The sequence below is a fragment of the Nitrospirota bacterium genome (genome assembly GCA_015233895.1).
Lineage (GTDB): Bacteria > Nitrospirota > Thermodesulfovibrionia > Thermodesulfovibrionales > Magnetobacteriaceae > Magnetomonas.
The window spans coordinates 58,231-80,566 of the sequence record JADFXG010000002.1; the positions used below are offsets into that span (position 1 = coordinate 58,231).

The 22,336-nt window shown below is 39.6% G+C and carries 16 protein-coding genes; 5 read left to right on the top strand and 11 right to left on the bottom strand.

Annotated elements, in window-relative coordinates:
- Positions 1-19: 19 nt before the first annotated feature.
- The 4 genes from HQK88_02445 to HQK88_02460 are packed head-to-tail and all read right to left on the bottom strand — an operon-like array spanning position 20 to position 3,535.
- Positions 20-919 (bottom strand): hypothetical protein, encoded by a 900-nt coding sequence (locus tag HQK88_02445; protein MBF0615659.1) that lies wholly within the window; start codon positions 917-919, stop codon positions 20-22.
- The gene (locus HQK88_02450) at positions 891-2,033 is read right to left on the bottom strand and encodes a DUF354 domain-containing protein (GenBank protein ID MBF0615660.1); all 1,143 of its coding nucleotides are present in this window, start codon (positions 2,031-2,033) and stop codon (positions 891-893) included. The genes HQK88_02445 and HQK88_02450 overlap by 29 nt, the downstream gene beginning before the upstream one ends.
- Positions 2,026-3,117, bottom strand: coding sequence for a radical SAM protein (locus HQK88_02455; protein MBF0615661.1), 1,092 nt, complete (start codon positions 3,115-3,117; stop codon positions 2,026-2,028). The genes HQK88_02450 and HQK88_02455 overlap by 8 nt, the downstream gene beginning before the upstream one ends.
- The gene (locus tag HQK88_02460; GenBank protein ID MBF0615662.1) at positions 3,107-3,535 is read right to left on the bottom strand and encodes a hypothetical protein; all 429 of its coding nucleotides are present in this window, start codon (positions 3,533-3,535) and stop codon (positions 3,107-3,109) included. Before HQK88_02460 ends, HQK88_02455 begins: the two co-directional genes overlap by 11 nt.
- A gap of 272 nt (positions 3,536-3,807) precedes the next feature.
- On the opposite strand from HQK88_02460, the gene HQK88_02465 reads away from it, so the two are divergent.
- Positions 3,808-7,161 carry a response regulator gene (locus tag HQK88_02465; GenBank protein MBF0615663.1) on the top strand — a complete coding sequence of 1,118 codons (3,354 nt, stop codon included), beginning with the start codon at positions 3,808-3,810 and terminating at the stop codon, positions 7,159-7,161.
- Between the two features lie 82 nt (positions 7,162-7,243).
- On the opposite strand, the gene HQK88_02470 is transcribed toward HQK88_02465, so the two are convergent.
- The 7 genes from HQK88_02470 to cas6 form a co-directional block, all read right to left on the bottom strand.
- A complete protein-coding gene (locus tag HQK88_02470) occupies positions 7,244-8,281 on the bottom strand; it encodes a hypothetical protein (protein ID MBF0615664.1) in 1,038 nt (345 codons plus the stop codon).
- Between the two features lie 4 nt (positions 8,282-8,285).
- Positions 8,286-9,338 (bottom strand): hypothetical protein, encoded by a 1,053-nt coding sequence (locus HQK88_02475; protein MBF0615665.1) that lies wholly within the window; start codon positions 9,336-9,338, stop codon positions 8,286-8,288.
- A 24-nt stretch (positions 9,339-9,362) separates the two neighbouring features.
- A complete protein-coding gene (locus HQK88_02480) occupies positions 9,363-11,471 on the bottom strand; it encodes a radical SAM protein (protein MBF0615666.1) in 2,109 nt (702 codons plus the stop codon).
- Between the two features lie 20 nt (positions 11,472-11,491).
- Positions 11,492-12,172 carry a hypothetical protein gene (locus tag HQK88_02485; protein ID MBF0615667.1) on the bottom strand — a complete coding sequence of 227 codons (681 nt, stop codon included), beginning with the start codon at positions 12,170-12,172 and terminating at the stop codon, positions 11,492-11,494.
- Positions 12,173-12,305: 133 nt separating this feature from the next.
- Positions 12,306-13,220, bottom strand: coding sequence for a TIGR01777 family protein (locus HQK88_02490; GenBank protein ID MBF0615668.1), 915 nt, complete (start codon positions 13,218-13,220; stop codon positions 12,306-12,308).
- Positions 13,221-13,406: 186 nt separating this feature from the next.
- Positions 13,407-15,302 carry a pentapeptide repeat-containing protein gene (locus tag HQK88_02495; protein MBF0615669.1) on the bottom strand — a complete coding sequence of 632 codons (1,896 nt, stop codon included), beginning with the start codon at positions 15,300-15,302 and terminating at the stop codon, positions 13,407-13,409.
- 361 nt (positions 15,303-15,663) lie between these two features.
- Positions 15,664-16,419 carry a CRISPR-associated endoribonuclease Cas6 gene (cas6, locus tag HQK88_02500; GenBank protein MBF0615670.1) on the bottom strand — a complete coding sequence of 252 codons (756 nt, stop codon included), beginning with the start codon at positions 16,417-16,419 and terminating at the stop codon, positions 15,664-15,666.
- Positions 16,420-17,035: 616 nt separating this feature from the next.
- On the opposite strand from cas6, the gene HQK88_02505 reads away from it, so the two are divergent.
- The 4 genes from HQK88_02505 to glnD all read left to right on the top strand — a co-directional run bounded on the left by HQK88_02505 (position 17,036) and on the right by glnD (position 22,336).
- The gene (locus HQK88_02505; protein ID MBF0615671.1) at positions 17,036-17,731 is read left to right on the top strand and encodes a DUF2157 domain-containing protein; all 696 of its coding nucleotides are present in this window, start codon (positions 17,036-17,038) and stop codon (positions 17,729-17,731) included.
- 3 nt (positions 17,732-17,734) lie between these two features.
- Positions 17,735-18,844 carry a hypothetical protein gene (locus HQK88_02510; protein ID MBF0615672.1) on the top strand — a complete coding sequence of 370 codons (1,110 nt, stop codon included), beginning with the start codon at positions 17,735-17,737 and terminating at the stop codon, positions 18,842-18,844.
- Positions 18,845-18,849: 5 nt separating this feature from the next.
- Complete coding sequence (locus HQK88_02515) at positions 18,850-19,401, top strand: GDYXXLXY domain-containing protein (GenBank protein ID MBF0615673.1); 552 nt, start codon at positions 18,850-18,852, stop codon at positions 19,399-19,401.
- A gap of 415 nt (positions 19,402-19,816) precedes the next feature.
- Positions 19,817-22,336 carry a [protein-PII] uridylyltransferase gene (gene glnD, locus HQK88_02520; protein MBF0615674.1) on the top strand — a complete coding sequence of 840 codons (2,520 nt, stop codon included), beginning with the start codon at positions 19,817-19,819 and terminating at the stop codon, positions 22,334-22,336.

Genomic DNA, 22,336 nt, shown 5'->3' on the forward strand with positions numbered 1-22,336 from the left:
CTCCCACTTAAATCTTCTTTTACAGCAGCACTGCTCCATCAGGGACGTCATATGGGCCGCCGCCAAGATAACCGCTGCTGTCTTTAGCCCGGATATATCTTGCCGCCCTGCCCTGCCGGCTGTGTCTGTCTTTAAGCTTACTCTCTATGGTGTCGTTTTCCTCAGGGCTTATTCCGTATTTTTCCTTATAGACCTTTAAGTATTCCATGTATAGATCTAAATTTCCGTCTATAGTTTCAAGATTTTTATCCCACATCGAAGTTGGATATACGCGATACCAAAAACCCCTAACCGGCAGCCACGCAAACCCTGCCTGCATACACCAGTGCAGCCATTCGTGAACATCTCCTAAAATCGGAGTGCGGGCGGATTTCCTTATACTAAAAGTTAGCTCAGTCTCCGCTATTGTTGCTACAGCATGACGAAAACTGCTTACCAGAGCCAGACGGGACGCTTCTTTCCCGGAAATTACACACGCACGCTTAAAAAAAGGCATCCGATACCCACAGCTTCCGTCCTCATAGATCATATCCCAGTGAAATGTGACCATAGGCACATTTTGATTTCTTAACACATTGAGGGCTAACCCGTAAAACACAGGCTCAACTACATCGTCATCACTCATCTCGTGAAAATATTTTCCCTCAATTATGCCGCTGCCGTAAAAAAAATCCATCGCGCGGCTGTTCCTTTCAAGCTCCTCTCCCTCAAGGTACTCTAAGACTTTATAGTCAGGTGAAATCAGGTTTTCTTTGTTTTCCGCAAGAAATACTTTAACATCCTCACTGAGCACACACACTATGACCTGGGTGGTAAAACATGCCGGAACAAAGGACAGGGACAGTCTCACACTCTCTAAAGCTTCTTTAAGATACGCCCTTCTAAAGGCGTTAACAAATACCGTCAAATCTTTCGTCATTACCGCTTATAAGCCATGAGATGAACCTCTCGGAAAAACAAAGTGCCTGCTCCACCTGACGGTCATAAAATTGCTCAGAAAGTGCCTCTTTCCTTTTACCCAGCGAATTTAGCACTGTCTCTATAAGCTGAGACTCTGATGATACCCACTTCATCAGCCCCACGTCCATGAGAAACTTGTCGTAGTGACTTACAAATGAGCGCGTTGACACTGTAGGAGTGCCAAAAAAAGTTGACTCCACGTTTATCGTCCCTCCGCCCCCGATAAATAGATCGCAATAGGCCAAAAGATGTTGGATTTTTATTTTGTTTTCCAACACATACGCAAATGGAAAAAGAGTTTTCAAATAGTCTAACTCATAACGCGGCACTATTATTATGTTTGCCTCTGTTTTTTTATATATCTCAGGCAGCGCCTTATATAAAAGAGGATACTGTTTATCAACGTAGGAGGATTTGTATTCCTCTTCACGCACGACTATTACAGGCTTTTTAGAGTCGGCCCCTATGGATTTTAAAATCCCCTCATAAATATTTATATCAGGCTTGAAATCACAAAGCCATAAAACCGGATCAATAAACTCATAGGAATACACCTGGGCCTTCTCAAGAGAAAATCTGGTAAATATATCATCCGGCACCATAAAGGGTTTAAACACGTGTGCCGACAAGGGAAGCGTCAAACGAGCCTGAGGCAGTGCTTTTAAAAAATTGCTTGTGTAGTCAGATAGCGGGATGTCGTAAAAATTTACAATCGGAATCTTAAGGCCAAATGCCACCCGGTTAGCATCCACCGAACACAGGCATACCAGCTTTTCCACCTTCTGGGCAGTACAGCCACATTCTGCATCCATCCCGGCAATGGTTTCCATAAAATCCATCTGCCGAAGTAATGAGGCATGAAGTTTTCCCTTCAACTGCCCACCGCCAAACTTTCCAACGCTCCGATACTTTATCTCATATAAGTCCAGAAGCTCTGTGGTTTCAGTGTAATCATCACCCTGCCGTGAGGTTACAAATGTGTCAACGCCGCGTTGGTTAAGTTTTTCAATAATCTTACGAAAAAACATCACACTCTTTGGTGTGGCTAGATCAATCCATATAGCCTTACCCATCAGCTTTATCCCACCATGGAGCAAGAGGGATTAAGTCATTTTCATCAAAAACAAATCCGTATTTCTTATCGTAATCCTTAAGTCCGTGGGCAGGCACAGAGGGTTCTATGATTTTTGCTTTAAGTGCGCACGTATAAAGGCATTTGCTTTTACACCCGCCCTCCCCTATTGTGGCTAAAATATTTGAGGCGGTCTCAGAGTCCAGCACGGCATCCAGAGAGCCAAGCTCTCTGATGTTTCCCATCCTAAGCTCCGGAAGCCATAAAAGACACGGATACACGTTGCCGTAGGGGTCAATGTCTATAGAGCGGCGTCCCATGTAGCAGTCAAAACGTACGGGATCATTTTCCCATATAGCCCGTTGCCAATAGTACTTTGAAGCATAACGGCTTTTGTCAAAACCAATCTCCGCAAGCCGCCTGTAAATCTCCTGACGGATCTCTTTTGGCGGTACAAAATCACTGAGGGCTAGTTCCCGGTTTGTTAAATTATCTATGGAATTTTTAAATCTGTCAGGGTTAAATCGTCCAAATCCCACGTAGAGTCCAACACCAAGGCTCTTAGCAAACTCATAAACCCAATTGATTAAATGATAGTTTTCCACATAGATCGTAAACTGAAAACGCACGACCATCCCGGGGATCGCTCTAAGCCTTTTTGCTGTCTCTACCGCCTTTGCAAATCCATCCTTATACAGGCGGATTTTCCCATAGGTTTTCTCATCCCCATCCAGCGATATATCCAGCCTGTAGAGTGGAAACCGTGACGTTACGTACCTTGCAGTCTCCTCGTGCAAGTCAGGATACCAGCCACTAATGGGAGTATCTATTACCGTTTCCGGCAGGTATTTATGTATGGAATCCACTGCACGTATATAGGTTGGGCTCTTATGAGGCTCACCACCGGTTAGATGAATTTTTTTTATTGACAGATATTTGGAAGAGAACAGCAGATCTAATTCCTGAGATTTTAACTCATCCTGCCGCTTATCCGGAAGTTTCCATATAGAGCAGTACCGGCAGTGGCCAGGGCAAAACTCCGTCAGTGTGTATGATATGTCATCAATGCTATATTTATTTTCCATTCATTATAACCTTATTTTTTAATTCCTCAACAGACGCTGCGTCTTTTATAATATTTTTTATCTTTTCCAGTTTTTCTATATTATTTATGTTATGAAGAGTATTCATTAGAGAAACACCTTCTGCACCAAACTTAATATCAAGGGATAAGTTAATTCCCTCCAGTAATCCCTCAAGTTTACCCTCAAATTTTCCTTTCTCGATCCCCTGTCTATATCTTACGTCTTTTTCAATATCATATACCAGTGCCATCTCATTTACCTCCTTACATACATTTTCATGTAATCCCCTCAGCTGTGACAAAACCTCTAACTGCCTAATATACTTTGAGCGTTTAGCCTCCTCAGCTACTGTCTCTTTTATTCTACATAACAAATGTCTTATTACTATTGTAGCATCTTTTGAAGCAAAATCACACAAAATCGCTATTACTATCTCCTCAGGCGTATTGGCATTTATGAACTTCTCGCAATCTTTAGTTCTAGAATAAAAAAATGCTTTGCAGCAAATATTTTTTCCTTGACTTATCCTGTAGATTATGGTAATTTCCGATTTGAAGGGAATGGGTGGCTTGGTAACAGGGAGGTCTTAGTAATATTGTATATCATTATTTTATACAATGAAAGAATTAAATTAATCAGCCACCCCTTGTGTTGGAGCAGTTGTGATGCCCTCGTTGTAGTTTAGTGGCAATGAGATTATTGAGAAATCTTTTTAAAATTGATCTGAACCGCATATCTCTGACACTAAAAATGGCTCTTGTGTCAGTGCTGGTCGGTTTTATTGTAAGCGTTGCAGGTGGTTACGTACTCAGTAAAAACCTCAAAGCAGTGCTCAATGAACGGTTAACCGAACAGCTTACCAAAGTGGCGGCTGACAACAGAAGGGTTTTTGACAAGTTTTACATTGGCTTCCATCAGCAAGTACGCCTGTTTGTATCTCGCAGTGACTTTCTAAATTATATTTCTAACGTAAAGTGGGACAATTCATCTGAGCCAATCATCCTGAAGGATGTTCCGCCGTGGGCTCCCCCTGCTTCAATGCTCCGGACATTTCAGCAGTTTAGCTATCTGTTGTTGTTTGATGCAAATGGAAACCTGAGGGAATTCTTTCAAAATGATGCCAGACCTCCTTCTGTTGGCCTCTTAAAACAAAACTACTCACTTTTCTTGCAAATCAGTAACGACATCACAATGACAACATCCATAAGTGGAGAGCCATATGTCCTGTCCTCAAAGACTGTTTCAGATAATAAAGGAAACACTCTTGCCACCCTGATGATGGTCGAACGTGTGGATTCGGATATGCTGCAGGTTCTCTACGGAACCGATGCGCCAGGAGTAATAGCGATTGTTTCGTCAAAAGATTCAAAAGTAATAGTAAGCAATAAGCCCAATCTAATACCTCAGGGAACTACCTTCGACAACAATTTTAAAAAGAAATACACTTTTTTAGGAAAGTCTTTCTTAGACTATGGAGATGTGGACTCGTGGTTAATGATTGTCTCTTTAATCTCCAATGAGGATGTGGAGAGCCTGGATCGCACTATCATGCTTAGAACCAGGCTGTTGGGAATAGTAGGTGCGTCTTCCTTAATATTTTCTTTTGTAATCGTAATGATGTTTGCAATGAAAAAAATTTCACGTCTGAATCGTGAAATTACTGAGTTTTCAAAAGCGACAGGCGTAAACCTAAGTATGCAAAGCAATGCCGGCGACCAACTATTCCAACTTGAGAAGAGATTCAGGATGCTTTTAGATGAAATACTCATTTCGAGAAAAGAAATTGAAAATAAAAATGAAGAGTTAGAACTGAGAGTGGAGGAAAGAACTGAGGAGCTTGCTGCCGCTAATGAAGAGCTCTATGCCACTAATGAAGAGCTCAGTGCCACTAATGAAGAGCTCAGTGCCACTAATGAAGAACTTATTAATACAAACAATGTGTTAGAGCGTGAGGTATCGGAACGTAAGAAGGTTGAAGATGAGTTAGTAAAGGCAAAAGAGTCAGCAGAAGAGGCCAATAAAGCTAAGAGCACATTTTTAGCCAATATGAGCCATGAGTTGCGCACCCCCATGAACGGTATCATAGGAATGACTAATCTGGCTCTGGACACACTCCTTGACAGCGACCAGAGGGAGTATTTAACCATAGTTAAAAACTCCTCAAACCATCTGCTTAACCTGATAAATGACGTATTGGATTACTCTAAAATAGAAGCCGGCAAAATGGAACTACAGGAGGCGGATTTTGATTTGTTTATAACTATAAAAACCACACTGGAACCTATGGTGATTACGGCAAACAACAAGGGAGTAAATCTAACAGTGGAGATTTCACCTGCAGTGCCGGCTTCATTACAAGGAGATGCCGGAAGGCTGCGGCAGGTGTTGGTTAATCTTATCGGCAACTCTCTAAAGTTTACAGACAAAGGCAAAATTGAGTTGAAAGTGGATTTGGCTCAAAGAGTTTTAAAGACAGCTCAGCCCACTGATGAAAAAACTCAAATATTGTATTTCTCAATCTCTGATACAGGAATAGGTATTCCTAAAGAAAACTTAGACGGAATTTTTGACAGCTTTAGCAGAGTAGAAAGTTTTTCAACCAAAAAATATGAAGGGACAGGGCTTGGGCTGGCAATAGTAAAAAAGGTTGTGGCAATGCTTGGTGGTGAGATATGGGTGGAGAGCGAATTAGGCAAAGGCAGTACCTTCTATTTCACGTCCAGATTTAAGGTATTATCAAAGCCTGCATCAGACGTTGCACGCATAGAAAAGACTGCATTCAGACCTAAACGCATACTTGTAGTTGACAGTGATATATCTATAAGCAAAAAGATAGCCGAAATGATACGCAGTGATGGCTTCTATGTTGAAGTGGCCTCAGGCGGTTATGAGGCCTCAGGTATTCTCACATTTTCAACCATACAGTATGACATAGCCATTGTAGATTTCCAACTTTCAGATATGGACGGCTTTGCATTTTCAAAAAATATGAAATCCATAGAGAAGTTGTCACATATCAAAGTGATTATGATGGTCTCAGCAGGCATAAAAGGAGATGACCTGCATTGCAGGGCTCTTGGCATTTCCGGGTACTTAGTTAAACCAATTTATAAGTCTGATTTAATTGCAATACTCTCTATGCTGATAGCTAATTGGGAAAACCCTGAGGCACCGCTTTTGACTCGCCACACAGCGCTGGAATCAAGAAGTTCTCTTAATGTTTTATTAGCTGAGGATAATATCGTAAACCAGACACTTGCAGTGAAACTTCTGGAAAAACACGGGATTAAGCCATCAGTTGCAGGAAACGGACTAGAGGCAACAGAGGCAACAGCTAAAACCCGCTTTGATCTCATTCTCATGGATATTCAGATGCCGGTGATGGATGGTTTAGAGGCGGCAAAGCATATAAGAAAATCACTGGACTGTGAGATAAATAAAGATGTGCCAATAATAGCTATGACCGCTAACGCTCTCATAGGAGACAAGGAACGATGTATTGAAGCAGGGATGACAGATTATATTTCTAAGCCTATAGAGGCTGATGATTTATATGCACTAATTGAAAAGTACACCGCCTCCTGGCAGGCAAGGAGTGACACATCGTCTCTTAATCTTGAAGACAGATCGGATGATGTTTCCGCTTTACAGCAGCCTGCCCAAATCACATCTGAAACGTCATTAAATATAGCTAAAACCTTAAAGCGGGTAAAAAACGACGAGGGAATCCTCAGAGATATGTGGCAGGCGTTTGTAGAGGATGCTCCAAATCAGATAGCTTATCTTAAAACCCTGTTTGAAGCAAGAAATATAGAGGGGTTAAAACAACAAATCCATTTGATTAAAGGGATGTCCGCCAATGTTGGCGCCACAGCTCTTAACAGTGAATCTATAAGAACAGAGGCGGCACTTAAAAACATGAATGATAGCACTGAAGATGCAGAAAAAATACGAAGCTTTGTAGAAAATATACAATTTGAATCAGAGAAGGCTTTAAAGGATATGGCCACCTGTCTTTCACAACCTGTAGGCACAATTCGCTGATAAGGAAAATACGTTACTGTGCCAAACGGCACCTTAAATTAATAACATCCATCTAAGCGTAGAATAAGAGAACTGAATTAAGTTAATAAACAGAGCCGCCGATAAAGTGGCAGTACTTACAGTTTATTCCATGTGTACAGTTTCCGGCCCATTTGGGTTCTTTGCCGTCAATCTCCGTTAGATACTGTTTGGCAGCGCGGTGACAGGGGTTTAACTTTAAACATTCCACAAGGTGTTTTCTTTCTTTTTTCAGCGTATAAAGGTGAAAGTGAGCGCCTGAGACCAGTTTCTTATTAAAACACTCCGCCGTTACCAGCTCAAACATCTCTATGGCCCTTTCCTCGCTGATACTTTTGATTCTCGTCACGCCGTTATAGTAGTCGGTCCAGCCTCTTTTGTTGCGTATGGTTTTAAATTGCTTAAGCTCCTCAATTTCCAAAAGTGTAGGGATGTAATCAGCCCATTTATGTGCAAAATATGCTGAATCTTTAATAAAGACGCTCATGTAAGACGGGTTTTTCTTGCGGTAATATTGATAGTTGTGGATTATCTCCAGATCAAGCACACTTGCAACCTTCTTACCCATCTGCCATGCCTGCATACAGATATCCAGATCATGCTGGTATTTGTTATATTTGTCGTCAAAATAAAAACTCTTACAATCTCTCACAAACAACAGGGCACTGCAGAGTGTGGGCATATAGGCAGCGCTGCTTTTAATCTCATCGGGGTCGAGCATCTGATCGGTAAAGAGCCACGAAAGCCCGTCGCTGTCAATCCATATCCCGTCGTGGTTAGGCTCACCACTTTCAAACACATGGCGGCAACCCACAATGTCAGCTCCAAGAGCATCCGATACCTCATACACCCTCTCTAACCATCCGCTTTCGTATATTTCCACGTCATCATCAAGAAAGACCACGTTCATACTGCGGTCGGCAGCATACCTAAGAATACGATTCATTACGGTTGGATGATTAAAGCTGCCGTCAAAGTTATTGTCCAGAAGGATAAACTCCGCACGGGTTAAATCCGTAGCCTTAACAGACCTCACAGCCCGCCGGGTTATCAGCCGGTTGTAGTTAGGGGTACACATCACTATAAGCGTATCTTTTTTCATAAGCTCACGTCAGAATATAGCATTTTCTGCAATCCACATACATATTACAATTATATTTTGACAGTTTTTCGCTCTCATTTCCCAATCTGTCTTTTAAGAGAGCTTTTGCCTTTTGATGACAAGGGTTATACTTAAGACAGTTTTCAAGATGAGATAGTTTTCCCTCAAGCTGATACAAGTGAAAATAACTGTCTGACTTGTACTTTTCATTTATGCTCTCAGTCGCTACTTTTGTAAACAAACTGACAGAGAGTTCCTTATCAACAGTTTTCAGCCTTTCGGCTCGTATAAGATAATGTTCGTAAGTCATGTGTCGCCATGTAATGGTTTCTGAAAACTCCTTAAATCTTACAAGTTCCGGGATTTCTAATAGTGTAGGGATATAAGAAGCCCATTTAGTAGAAAAATAACCTGAATCCTCATGAAACGTATCCCAGAAAGTTGGGTTTTTAAGCTCATAGTACTTAAGGTTGTGAATAATTTTCATCTCACGGTCACACGCAACTCTTGAGCCTTGCTGCCACGCCTGAATACAAATATCAATGTCATGATGGTACTTTATATAATTAACATCAAAGTAATACTTAGCAGGGTTTTTTACAAACATTACTGCACTGCAAAGTCCTGGCACATAAGCTGCGCCATTTATCACATACTTAGGTTCCATCACAAGATCATTGTACATCCACGTACCGGTCTGTTTACACACAAAAATCCCTTCATGATTGAACGCTCCATTTTCATAAACATGCACTGAGCTTACAATGTCGGCTCCCATCGTCTCTGACACCTCATGAAGGCGCTCTATCCAGTTGTAGTCATAGACCTCGATGTCATCGTCAAGGAATATGACGGTTTTTCCGGTTTCTGCCCCATACTTTAACATCCTGTTCATAACCGTGGGGTGATGAAAGCTCCTGTCGTAGTTATTGTCCAGAACTATAAACTCCGCTCTTTCTAAGTTGGTCTCTTTAACGGAACCTATAGCACGCATGGAAATCATGCGGTTTACCGTTGGAGCACACATTACAACAATTGTATCTTTCATTGTTTTCATAATATTATACTTATATTATTAAAATTATTCATCTACGATTTTTTTCTGTGTTCTGATAAACAGTATCGGGTCTTTAACAAAATCCCCTTCATAAGGAGTCATCTCATCGGTACCAAAACGACCGGCGTACTGACTGGCAAAGCCGTCACATATAAACCCAAGGGCGCAGAAACGGCACTTATCACCTTGCTCAAAAGCAGTGTTTTTAAACTTATGCGCCTCTAAGAGGTGCATCTCCTCCTCTGTATCAACAAGGTTTCTTATGACACGAGGAGTCTTTGGAGAGGGGTTTCTGGTTTTTTCAGAAAACCAGCTGCAGAAATCCCATTCGTGTGGGTCGTAGCTAAGTTGTGAGTAATTGTAGCATTTATTTTCGTGACCTTTCATCATGCAAAACGGGAAATACCTGACATTAGCCTCAAGCCCCACATGATCGCAGTAGTCTAACGCCTCACGTAAGTACGGGCTTATATCACTGTGGTGCGCCTGAAAATCTATGTCCATTTTAAGAGTCCAGCCCTCAAATGGATTATAGCTTATGAAATTAATAGCGCGCGCTCCGTGCTGATAACTAAATCTGGCAATATCTGTTAACTGTGTCTTATTAACGGCAGTCATTGTGCAATTGACCCGCCACTTAATAACGTGCTTCTGGAAATTTTCTACTGCCGAAACCACATGTTTCCAGCCGTCTTTTGATTTTGTAAGAAAGTCGTAAGTCTGCCCTATAGCATGTACCGAACAGAGAAAATCATAAACTCCGGCTTCTTTTAATTTGAGCAAAGTCTCAACATTTGCTAAAGCTCTCATATTACTTATAAGCGTGGGTTTAAGGCCTATCTCATTACAATACTTAACTAACTCAATGATATGGGGATAAATCGTTGGCTCACCCCCTGTGATGTCAACACAATCGTTTTTGTACTCATTACGGTATAAGTAGGCATCCTCTTTACATTCCTCAAGTGTGTGCCAGTTCTTAGCTGGGGTGTGGGCGTAGTAGCAAAATATACACTTAATATTACAAAGGTAACCCACGTAGAGCACTGCCCGTTTGGTAAGTTTCCGGTCGGTTGTCGTCGTTAATTTATCAGAGGGCTTTATCTGAAGATCTCCTGTTTCATAATGGACATCTTTAGATATTAACGTTGAATCATTTGATTTTACATTAGAATTATGCGTTACCAGACCATCGAAACCGATAACCGTTATTGTATCATAATGGACACTAAGCATCTCTTTAAGGTATTTTCTGACCTCAATTTCACGGCCTATCGGAGTTATTACAATAGTATCATATTCATTTATTGAATCTTTCAAACACTCCGTGTAACGTATGGTATGGTTATGAAAAGGTTTTCCACAGAGCTCCTTATTTGCGTCAACTACAAGCTTAACACTTTCACCAAGCAGTGGGGCAAGTGCATTTGATATTGTTCCGGCACCGTAGAGAGCTATATTTTTTTTATTTTTTGATGCCGTAGCCAGCTCAAGGATGCTTAAAATAAAAGTGGTCATATTGTGCCGCTTGTACAAGGGATGAGCTCTGGGGTTAAATTCAGGGAGGGAGCTGATGACAGCCGGCATTCTTAATTCCGGTACGTGTACGTTTACCATGGTTTTTTTCTCATGTTGCAGTATCGGGTCGCCAATAGCTGTCAGATTTTCCAAAAAAGCGGTATCAGGATTTTTGTTGTTGCCATCATTGCCGTTTTCACTTCTAAACCAATCATTCAGGCCATACCTACAATGATATCGTACGATAAGTTCCATACACACAGATAAAATTGACAACTGTCCTTTGTCTTTAGAAAGTAAATACAGTCCTTTTGCACAGTCATCCTCACAACGCTTAATCATTTCCCACATTAGAGGAATGCTAATTGATTTCAGGTCAGGCACCCAAAATAAATAATCCACCCAGTAATTGAAATCCTCAATCAGCGCCGCTTTCATAACCTCCTGCCGGCACCTGAGAGGGTCACTGTCGTAATACCAAAAACACCGGCACTCATAGCTAAAAAAATGTGACATTGCGGCATAGAGGTCATATATTTTAATAATATCCTCTGCTTTGGGCTCACTACTTAGGGGCAGCGCCAAAGCTATCCTTATTTCATAGGTTTTTTTCATATTTTCATTCCCAATTGGTTCTAAGACATCTTTAAGATTTTTATATCCTCATTTAAAAACAACTGTGCTTTAATGAAGTAACACCATTTGCTTCTAAAATGCTCAAAGTCCTTTTCACCTGCCTCATCCCCTGTTAACAAACCATCTCCAGTTATCTCCAGTGTCATGGAGGCTGCAACCTTCTTTCCCTCTGACCATGTGTTGACACACATATCCGTCACGTATAGATTACCTTCAAAGTTTTCATCAATTTCAATCTTATCAGGGTGCATTATAAAGATAAGGCCCGGCGACACACCCGGCACGTACATAAATGGTAACGCAGGCTTGCCATCCTCCATTGCAACATGTGCAGCCTTATCGGTAAGATTGTAACCATAGATTCTCTTCTGTGTTTTTTCATTCAAATTTACACATCCCACTAAAGATGCGCCGGATAACTCCTGAGTGTTGGTGAGTTTATCAAGCCATGAGTAATCTTTAACCAAAACCCCGTTTTTAAGAATTACAACAGGCCTTCCATCGGCATAAGCCATGTAGGCCTTAATACGCCTTGAGAACGGCTCTTCATTATCATAGCCGCTGTCGGCTATAAAAAGTTCCGCCCTGGAAAGATCGGTCTTTTTTATATATTCAATGGTTTTTCTCGTAACCGGATGGTTTAAATCAAAGGTGCTTAGTATTATCAATATTTCTTTCATTAATTAACTCCGTTAAAAGTTTTTACATAGTTATTACTTTATCGGCATAAAAACCGTTTACCTTAAAATCTTGCCAAAACATATCTAAATTATACCAAAAAAGCATCATAAGAAAAACATTTATCGGTGATTATTAGAGGCTAAAAATATCTTTTAATGCGCTATCTATACCACTGTATTTAAAACTGAAACCATTTGAAAGAAGCTTTTGTGCAATGGCCCGCTGACCTTGTAACACCACAGTGCTGACCTCTCCCAATGCAAGCTTCAGAACAAACTCCGGCACTGAAGGCAGGAAATAAAACTTGCCAAGGGCTGATGCCAGAGCACGTGAAAAATCACCATTGTTGACAGTTCCCGGTGAAGTACAATTTATCGGGCCTTCAATTTTATCGTTTCTGATGGCAAAAAGAAATATTTCAAGGAGGTCTTTTATATGTATCCACGGAAACCACTGCTTAGCGTTTCCTAACGGACTGCCAAGATTTAATTTAAAGGCAGGCAACATTGCCTTCAACGCACCTCCGCCTTTACCTAAAACAACACCAAATCGTGTTATAACGACTCTGATACCGGAACTTTTGGCTTTCATTGCTGAGGACTCCCACTCCTGTGCCGTCTTTGCTAAAAAACCTCTACCCGCCGGAGTGTTTTCGTAAACTAAATCCTGACCCGTGTCGCCGTAATAACCGGTAGCTGAGGTGCTTATTAAAACCGTCTTTTTACCTTCTCTGTGCCTGATAAGTGCATTGGTTAAGGAGCGGGTAGTAAACACTCTGCTTTCTCTTATTAGTTTTTTGGACTGCTCATTCCACCTTGTAAATATTGGGTAGCCTGCAAGGTTTATCGCAATATCACAATCGGAAACTGCGTCGTACCAACTACCCTCCTCCATGGGATTCCCTTTGATAAGTGTAACACCACTGGGAAGCGGAGCACGGAGTTCACTTCTTCTTATTAGCGCAGTAACCTCAATTCCCTCATCCAGCAGCTTTCTACAAAGTTCTCTACCTACAAAGCCTGTAGCGCCTGTAACAAATGCCCTCATAATGTTATATTAACAAAAAAAGCACAACTAAAAAACACAATCGATAGATTACTCACTTAGACACTATCCTCAAGCAGAAATGCTACATCCTTGCTTACGAGATTACACTACCGGTTACATAAGACAGGGGAAAGCCCTTTCACGAAATAATTTAAGCGACATTATGTCTCATTTATCTCTCTCTTTTTACTCCGCATTGTAAGGTATTTTTGGTATTTTATTGTATTCATCGAGACAGATAATCTTCATTTTATCGCGGATTGCAATCATAATTTCATTCTTAAAGATCACCACTCCATTTTCTTTCCAGGGATTTTGTCCATTACAAGCTTGATCTACATTAAATTGGATAAATGACTCATAATTTTTTCCACGTTTAAACATTTCAATTATAGATTTTGCAACATCTTTATCAAAATCAATACATTTATTTTTTCCTTTCTCCAGCCTTTTTTGTGCATCTTTTATATTATCAGTATTATTAGCGATTTTTAACTTACTGAATTTATTTATTAATACAGTCCAATTGTCATCTGTGTCCACATCCACCTTAGACTCATAATAGACATCTTTAATTTGCGTTTCGTTGTCATATATACATTTTACTTTAGCATCAGGTAAATAAGTACCTTGCAGTTCTGCTTTATATAAATCAGAGCCTTGCAGCTCAGCAGAATCTAAAAAAGCGCCTTGAAGTTTTGCAGAACTTAAATCAGCCCCTTGCAGGTGCGCTTCAAATAAATAAGCGCCTTGTAATACTGCATTAATTAAATTAGCACCTTGAAGATTCGCAGAACGTAAATCGGCGCCTTGTAGTTCAGTATCCGATAAAGCAGCGCCTTGCATTTCCGTTGTAGTTAAATCCGCTCCTTGCAGGTGCGCATAACGTATATTAGCGCCCTGCAGGTGCGATTCGTTTAAATTAGCTCCCTGTAGATTCGCAGAATTCAAATCAGCGCCTCTCAAAGAGGCTTCCCTTAAATCTGAATAAGAAAGATCTGCTTTGTTAAAATTGCCAAAGTCAAGATTCCGCCCTCTTAAATATACCCCTACGTAATCATTATTTAGCTTTCTTAAATATACGCTTATATTATCATTTTGGGCGTTTTCTTTATTTTTCACAACAGGCTTTATTTCCGGCAAATATAGGTTTCTATTGACTATGTTACTAAGTTTAATTTTAAATATCGGTTTAAAAAAAGTCTCACCTTTTATTTCCTCTTCATAGTTTACTTTTTTCGGAGAATCCCAATTACTTTTTTCTTTGCTTTTAAATGGAATCCATACTTCTTTTATAAAGGGTAACAATAATCTTTCATCATTTGTAACCGGTACCGATACAATATTAAAAACGAATATGCTTAACAGCACGGCAAATAGTATGTGTTTGCCATAATATTTCCCTGTATTCCGTATAAGCCCGGTAAGACCAGTCGATAAAAAAAACTTAATAGGCTTACTTTCGGTTGGTTTTACTATATTAGGCCAGAAATACGCCAGAATTAAAAAATCGACTGCGAAAATTATATTATGTATCCCTGTGATAATTTTATCATGATAAGGAAGAAAAGTTTTACCAATCCAGAATAATATAAATAAAGGGTAAAAGTAGTATATCACCCATGTTATAAACCTTAGAGTCCACCTTACCACATCTCTATCAACAACCGACGACCGGTAGTTGAAGATAAAAGGAAACATGGAGAGCTCCTTTTCCTTTTTTGCAGAATTTGTAAGTATGTCTTGTTTTTTAGCATGATTTATCCATTCATTCAATTTTCTCGAATGGAAATAGAGGTTTACGAGTATATTTGCATGAAAAATTAACACGGCAAAAGAAATAATCCAGTAAAACATTAAAAGTGGAACCTCGGCACTTATCGTAGGTAGTTTGACCTTGCTGTTTAGCATGAGAAGATTTAAGTCATCTGTTCCGTTAACGGTTATAAAAACGTAAGTAAAAAGGATTAATGCAGCAAAAAGAAAATTGCGGTTTTCCTTAGATGATTTCTCGACAGCTTCTTTTAAATCGTTATCGTCTTCATCGGTAACGTCATTATTTGTTTCGTCTTCGATTTCCATTCTTACCCTCAATTTTGATCTATAAATTCAAAGCTACATAGCATAAACATATATTTCATCTAATGTCAAGCGAATTACTTTCCATTGAAATATCTTTCCATAAACTCTATTATAGCGAATGGAGTTCCCAGATAAAAGGATTTTTTGAGAAAAAATTTCAGGTTACAGAAGGACTACAATTTTTTATAATCCAAACACTTCATTTTCTCTAAAAAATCTCACATCCACAAAACCACCCTCTTAGATTTCCCTCTTATTGGCACTCACAATGATAACCCCGTCTGCTTGAACCATTGTGGCAATCAGCATCTTTTGTTAACTAAGAGATAAGAGGCTTTGGTATTCATTTATTAATTTACGATTAAACCTCCTTAGCCATGCCAAAACCGAGGTGGCAGTAATCGCCAAAGCCGGTATCATAACCAAACTTCAACAGTTCAGGTTCCCCGCTGACTTTAAACGGCGCAACATAACCAAGAATTTCCCGTCTTTCATATCTTATTTTTTTATGAATTTTTCCTCTCTTTCTTGCCATATAATCTGAGTCAAATTCAAAGCTGAAATTAATATCGTCAATGATTTTTTTACCGGAAAATTCTTTATATTTTTTTATCAGGTTGATTTTTATTTTGTTGATAAAAGCTGAATCACCAAAACTCAGAAAATAATTATCAATGATTTGTTTATTTAAGCCCTCTGTAGTAACTGTAATAGGCGACAGGGATGTAAACTTCATCTGCATGTCAAAAGCCGGCATCTTCATCTCAGATATATCCAGAAGCTCAAAGCATATACCATCAAGGCTTATTCTCTGTATGGTTTTCAAATACCCGGCAAAATCATCAAGAAATTCCTCAACTGGTGACGATACAAACCACTGCGCTGTTCCTTCAGAAAAGCTAATTCTGTGCTCTCTTACCTTGTAAGAGTCAAAGATTAGTTTTGAAAATGTGAATAGTTTAAAACCCTGGCACTTATCCACATTATTAACTACCGTGCCGTCATAGTTTTTTCCATAGAAATTCATCATAAAATCACTAAACCACGATCTCATCTTATGGTTATAGTCTATAGACATGACTCCGGCAGGATGACTAAAAATAAATCTTAACCTCATAAGCTACCCCTTTATAAAAGTATTATACGGCTCCTCACAAATAATATTGCAAGTTTAATGCCAAACAGTTTCATATTTATAAATACCTGTTTTTTATAGATAATACATTTCGCATGCCTGCATATTATGGTTTATTATACCTACAAGTGTGGCAATTTGTACATAGTAGTGTGGCTAAACTTCATAGCTATATGGTTAATCAACCACACTTTTAATGAAATTTACAGGTCTCTTTACCGGCAGATTTTCATCGTAGTTGAAGTTGTGAAAAGATATGAACTTATACGAGAGATGGTAAGTTGTGGCTGCTATTTAAAACGCTATGTGAAAAATCACGATATTTATATTAATCCACGAAATGGTAAAAAAGCGCCTGTACCCAGACATACGAAATTAAAGACAGCTTATATGTATTGATTTAAAAAAAACTTGAACTAAAATAACTTATTTGACATTTCCTTTTTTATCTTTTATAATCCAGCCGTAGGTGTTTAATTACGTTTTTTTAGGGGTGGAATTTGGTTATGAAGTATCTGATGCGTAATCAAAACTGGCGTGATTTTTTGTGCTATACTAAATTATAGGATAATAAAAGTGTGGATAAATTCCAAAATATATGGTTGACCAAAAAGTTGTAGATTACATAAAAACTTCCTTGGCGCAGGGTAAGACAAAGGAGGAGCTTTACAAGGAGCTCCTTGGACAAGGTTGTACTATTGAAATTATTCAGGAAAATTTCAACGCAATAAACGCCGAGCAAGAAAAAGAAGATACATCAAAAAGAACAATCCGCATAATTGTAACGATTGGCGCCATTTTTGTTGGAGCCGGAATTTTTTCATTTATCGCCGCAAATTGGCAAGAGATGTCAAAACCATTAAAAATTGGGGTTATTCTTGTTTCAATGTTGGTATCTTACGGAATCGGTTGGTATCTCAAAGAAAAACTTAATATGGAAAAAACCGGCTCGGCTTTGTTTTTGCTCGGCTCTATTATTTACGGTGCGGGAATATTTTTAGTGGCTCAAATGTTCCATACGCGAGCAAATTGGCCAGACGGTTTTATTTTGTGGATGTTTGGTGTTATTGCTGTCGCTTTCGCGTTAGAATCCTTCTCACATTTCTATCTTGCTATTCTTTTGGGATTCGTAGCAATGATTGGACACCCCATAGAAATTTTTACAGGAATTTTCGGCTACCAAGCTTTCTTATTAACTTCTTCATTTTTACTTTTGATTGTAACCATAGTAACTTTTATTACCGGATGGATTATTAGAAAAAAAATGCCACCGGAGCTTAAAGAATTTTATTAAACTATGTATATTTTTTATAGAATTTTTTCTTTCCTGCTTTGGCCAATTCTGATTATTGGTTTGATTGTTTTTTTCATCAGGAGAAGGCATAAAAAACTACATCCTTCTCAAAATAAAGAATGGTATTTACAATTTGCGCTATCAAAAGAGGACGCTGTAAGTCAATTATTTCTTTTGCTTTCTTTTTTCTTTCTCGGTGTTACTTTACTTGCTTTCAATCGTGACTTTGGCGAGCCAGTATCATGGCGTGCTATTGTTTTTATTACATCGTCCGCTGGGCTTATCAGCGCATACTATTTAAAAACGATTTATACTTTGGTATTTAGTCTCGTAGGATTGACAGGTTGGTGGGGAGCACAAGCCGCGCAGTGGATAGACGGAAAAAATATTAAGACATCCGCACTTTTTGCTGGTTTATCTTTGATTGCTCTTATTTTCTATTCTCTTGGACATCTGCATGAAAAACAAATGAAGTTCAAGCGCTTCGCTCTTGTATATTTAGTTCTTGGAATCATTGCTGTTACCGGGGCTTTATTCTTTTTCTCAACAAAGCCCGGCATAGGTGTGATTGGGAAAATGGCAAAAGGTTCCTCATTCTTTGGCTCGTGGCAACTAACGTTATCTTTGTTCGTTTTTCTTATTTCGTTAGTTGGAGCAACGCTTTATGCCGCGGCGCAAAAACTTTTATCATCTTTTGAATTACTTGCAGTTTTTGCTTTAACCTGTCTGTTTGGAACTACCGCCTTGCTTCCTGCACAGACAATGTTTGTCCAAACAGGGCAATATTATTATTCGTATTATGGCGGCAATGAACTTTCAAGCACAGGTGTTTTATGGGCACTTATCTATAATTTCGCAATATTTTTTGAATTACTCGGATTGATTTTTTCTGGTTATTTGCGCCGCGAAACTTGGCTTATCAATCTTAGCGCGTTATTTCTATTTCTACTTGTTATCGTTAAATACTTTGATTGGTTTTTTACTTTCCTGGATAAAAGCATTTTTTTTATTGGTGCGGGCATTCTTCTTTTCGTTGTCGGTTGGTTCATGGAAAAAGGCAGGAGATATATGATTTCAAATATCAAAGCTCAAGCGCAACAAATCCAGCAATAATTATTATGACAAAACAAACAAAATTTATATTGGCGATAGCATTGCAGGTGGTAATAATTTTCGCTATTATTATTTTCAAATTATCCGTTCTCACTAGTGGTACTGAAGTTATGCTTCGGATTGCCCCTGTTGATCCGCGGGATTTGTTGCGCGGCGACTATGCCACTTTTCAATATGATATTTCTAATCTTGAATCCTATTATTCTCGTGGCGAACAAATCAGAAATGGTGATACTGTGTATGTTGTATTGCGACAATCTGGAAAATGTTGGATAGCACAAAATGTTCAAAAAAATAAACCGATAAGAAACAAATTATTTATCAAAGGGAAAGTTGACAGTGGCGGCACGGAAAGTCAAACCGACCAATTTTCATATCAGCGTTTTGGTGGCTCTCGTCTTCATATTGTATATGGGATTGAGCAATATTTTATTCCTGAAGGCAAGGGTCAAATTTTTAGTTTTTGGAATAAAAAGGCTGTCGCAATGGTTGCCATTGATGATAATGGCAATGCGGCACTTAAAAAAATTTACGTTGATGATAAACATTGGCCATAAGTTCCGACCAACCAATGTAAATTTTTTAAAAACACCCGCTGGTATCACTCTGCACCCGCGGCGGTTTTTACTATCGGGGGCTACGGCAGATCGGAGCTTGCACCTTTTTCCGATGTGGATTTTAATGGTAAAAAAGCGCCTGTACCCAGACATACGGAAATTAAAGACAGCTTATATGTATTGATAAAAAAACAACTTGAACTAAAATAACTTAAAGACATAGAGACGCTCTATTGCACCGCTTCATCGTAATGGTGTTGATTATCTATAAAACATAGTATCGTAACCATTAACAGGGTCTTTTTACCACATTGTATAAATCTCACAGATTTATTATACCGAACAAATCAGATTTTAGGACTACTCAACCCCAACATTTAGTCTTGATGTGGTAAAATACACGTTAACCTGATATATGGACTTTTTAAACGAACTCAGAGAGCTATTATCCAAAGGTTGCGGTGGGATTGAAATAGTTAAGCGCCACAGCGAACTTATGGATATATTTGTCAAAGAATCGGCACCTGCCGGTATCTCTGAGCAGCCTGTGGCGGTTTTTGCAATTGGCGGCTACGGCAGGTCTGAGCTTGCCCCGTATTCCGATGTGGATTTAATGTTTCTCATTAAAGACAGAGCAGACAGAGCTCAGATAGCTCTCGTTGAGGAGTTTTACTATAAACTCCTTGATAACCATATAAATATCAGCCACTCGGTCAGAACCGTCAGCGAATGTATTCAGGAATCAAGACTTGATCTCAGAACCCGCACATCGCTGCTTGACGGCAGGTTTTTAACTGGAAACGAATCGTTTTCAAAGTTGTTTTTTGAAAAAATACACGTTGAGGCTCTAAGCAGAGGAAAACGCGCTTACTTTACCGACAGAGTCAACGAAATGCGCAGACGCCTTGAGAAATACGGCACATCTCCGTTTATGTTAGAGCCTAACGTCAAAGAGTCTCAGGGCGGCCTCAGAGACGTTCACGACGCCCTGTGGATAGCTAAGACTATTCTTGATTTACACTGCCTCGAGGATTTAAAAAAGATCATGGATGACTATGATTTTAAAATCCTAACGGCTGCTTACGATTTCATTTTAAGAGTCAGGATTGCCCTTCATCTGGTTAGCGGCAGGGAAAACGATGTGCTGTCTTTCCACCTCCAAAGCGCTGTGGCGGCTCTCTTAGGCATCAGGCAGTCACGGTACTTTAGCGCCCCTGAAAGACTTATGAGGCTTTACTACCTAAGGGCGGCAACCTTGCGCACTGCCACGGCCAAAGTCCGCAACATTGCAGGCTCTGTATTTCTTAAATTGCCGTGGCGATTCTTTAAGTCAAAAATAAACGGCACTTTTTCAACCGTTGGAAATAAAATGATGCTAAACCGCCAGGTTTCCTTAAAACAAGAACCTCAGTTAATACTGGAAAGTTATGCACTATACAGCCGTATAGGAAAAGAATTTACTGGTTTTCTTAACGAACTGATAAAAAAACACCTCATCTGCGTAAACAGTAAATTAAGAACCGATAAAATTTCCACAGGTTATTTTCTCGATGTTCTTAAAGGGCAAAGAGTGTATGATACTCTGAAACTTATGCACGCTGACGGTGTGTTAGGCCGCTTCATACCGGAGTTTGGCGCTCTTAACTACCTTGTCGTGCACGAGCCCTACCATATCTATACCGTGGATGAGCACTCACTCTATGCAATAAAAAACCTTGAGGAGCTGCTTAATCCTAAAAACTCCCGTCAGCGTAAAATCGGAGAAGTTTTTAAGACTTTTCCTGACAAACACCTCCTATACCTGACCCTTCTGCTACACGATATTGGAAAATCCAAAGGATATGCCCACTCTGCCGAGGGTTACAAAAAAATCAAACCGATACTCGAACGCCTTGGCCTTAAAAAACAAGACAGAGAGAATGTGGAATTTTTAGTTCGCTGTCACATCCTGATGTCAAAAACTGCATTCACCAAAGACATTGAAGACCCTGAAACTCTTGCGGTTTTTGCAGATACCGTTAAAAATCAATATCTCCTTACCGCTATTTTTCTTGTGACTTACGCCGACATATCTGCTGTAAACACCGAGTTTATGACTAACTGGAGGCTGGATCTTCTCGTTAAACTTTATAAGGATACCGAATGCCGCCTGAGAGACGGAAAGTGGGAAAACACCGAACTACTTCAGGCTCTGGCCAAACTGTTAGAACAACCCATGTACCACGGTATATTAAAAGAGGAAATTGAGGAGTTTATAAAGTCAGCACCGGAAAGGTACCTGTTTTTAAGTACCGGGGAAAAAATTCTCAAAGATTTTTTGTGGGTTAAGGAGTTTTCAGCCACGTCTCTAAAAGGCCATCCAGTTATCAGATTTGAACAAATGGCTGATACAACCACTGGACTGACTATTGTGGCTTTTGACAGAGCCGGACTTCTTGCCTCAATAGTAGGGGCACTTTCCAGCCGGAGACTTAACATCCTTTCGTTAAGAACTTTTACCATGCAGTTTAAACCGCTTACAGAGGGTGATCTTGTTATAGACAAGTTTCAACTTTCAAATTACACATCACTTTGGTGGGAGGGAATGGATGAGGTTCTTACGGATGAGTTGACACAGTACATAACAGGAAAGAAACTCCCTGAGCTTAAGCACTACCCACATAAAACCAGCAGGTTTTCACCCTTTGTGGATGTTGACAATGAAACATCGGCAGGGGTTACTGTTTTTGAGATAATGTCCTCTGACAGAATAGGGCTTCTTTATGATGTAACCCGGTTGTTTTCCAACCGTGGTATGAATATAATATCAGCGCTGGTAAACACTGAGTGGGAGATAGCCCACGACACTTTTTATGTGTCAGAGGGCGGGCAGAGCCTTACATCAGAGCAAATCCTGACTCTGACAGCAGAACTCTGGGATACACTTTCTTCTTAA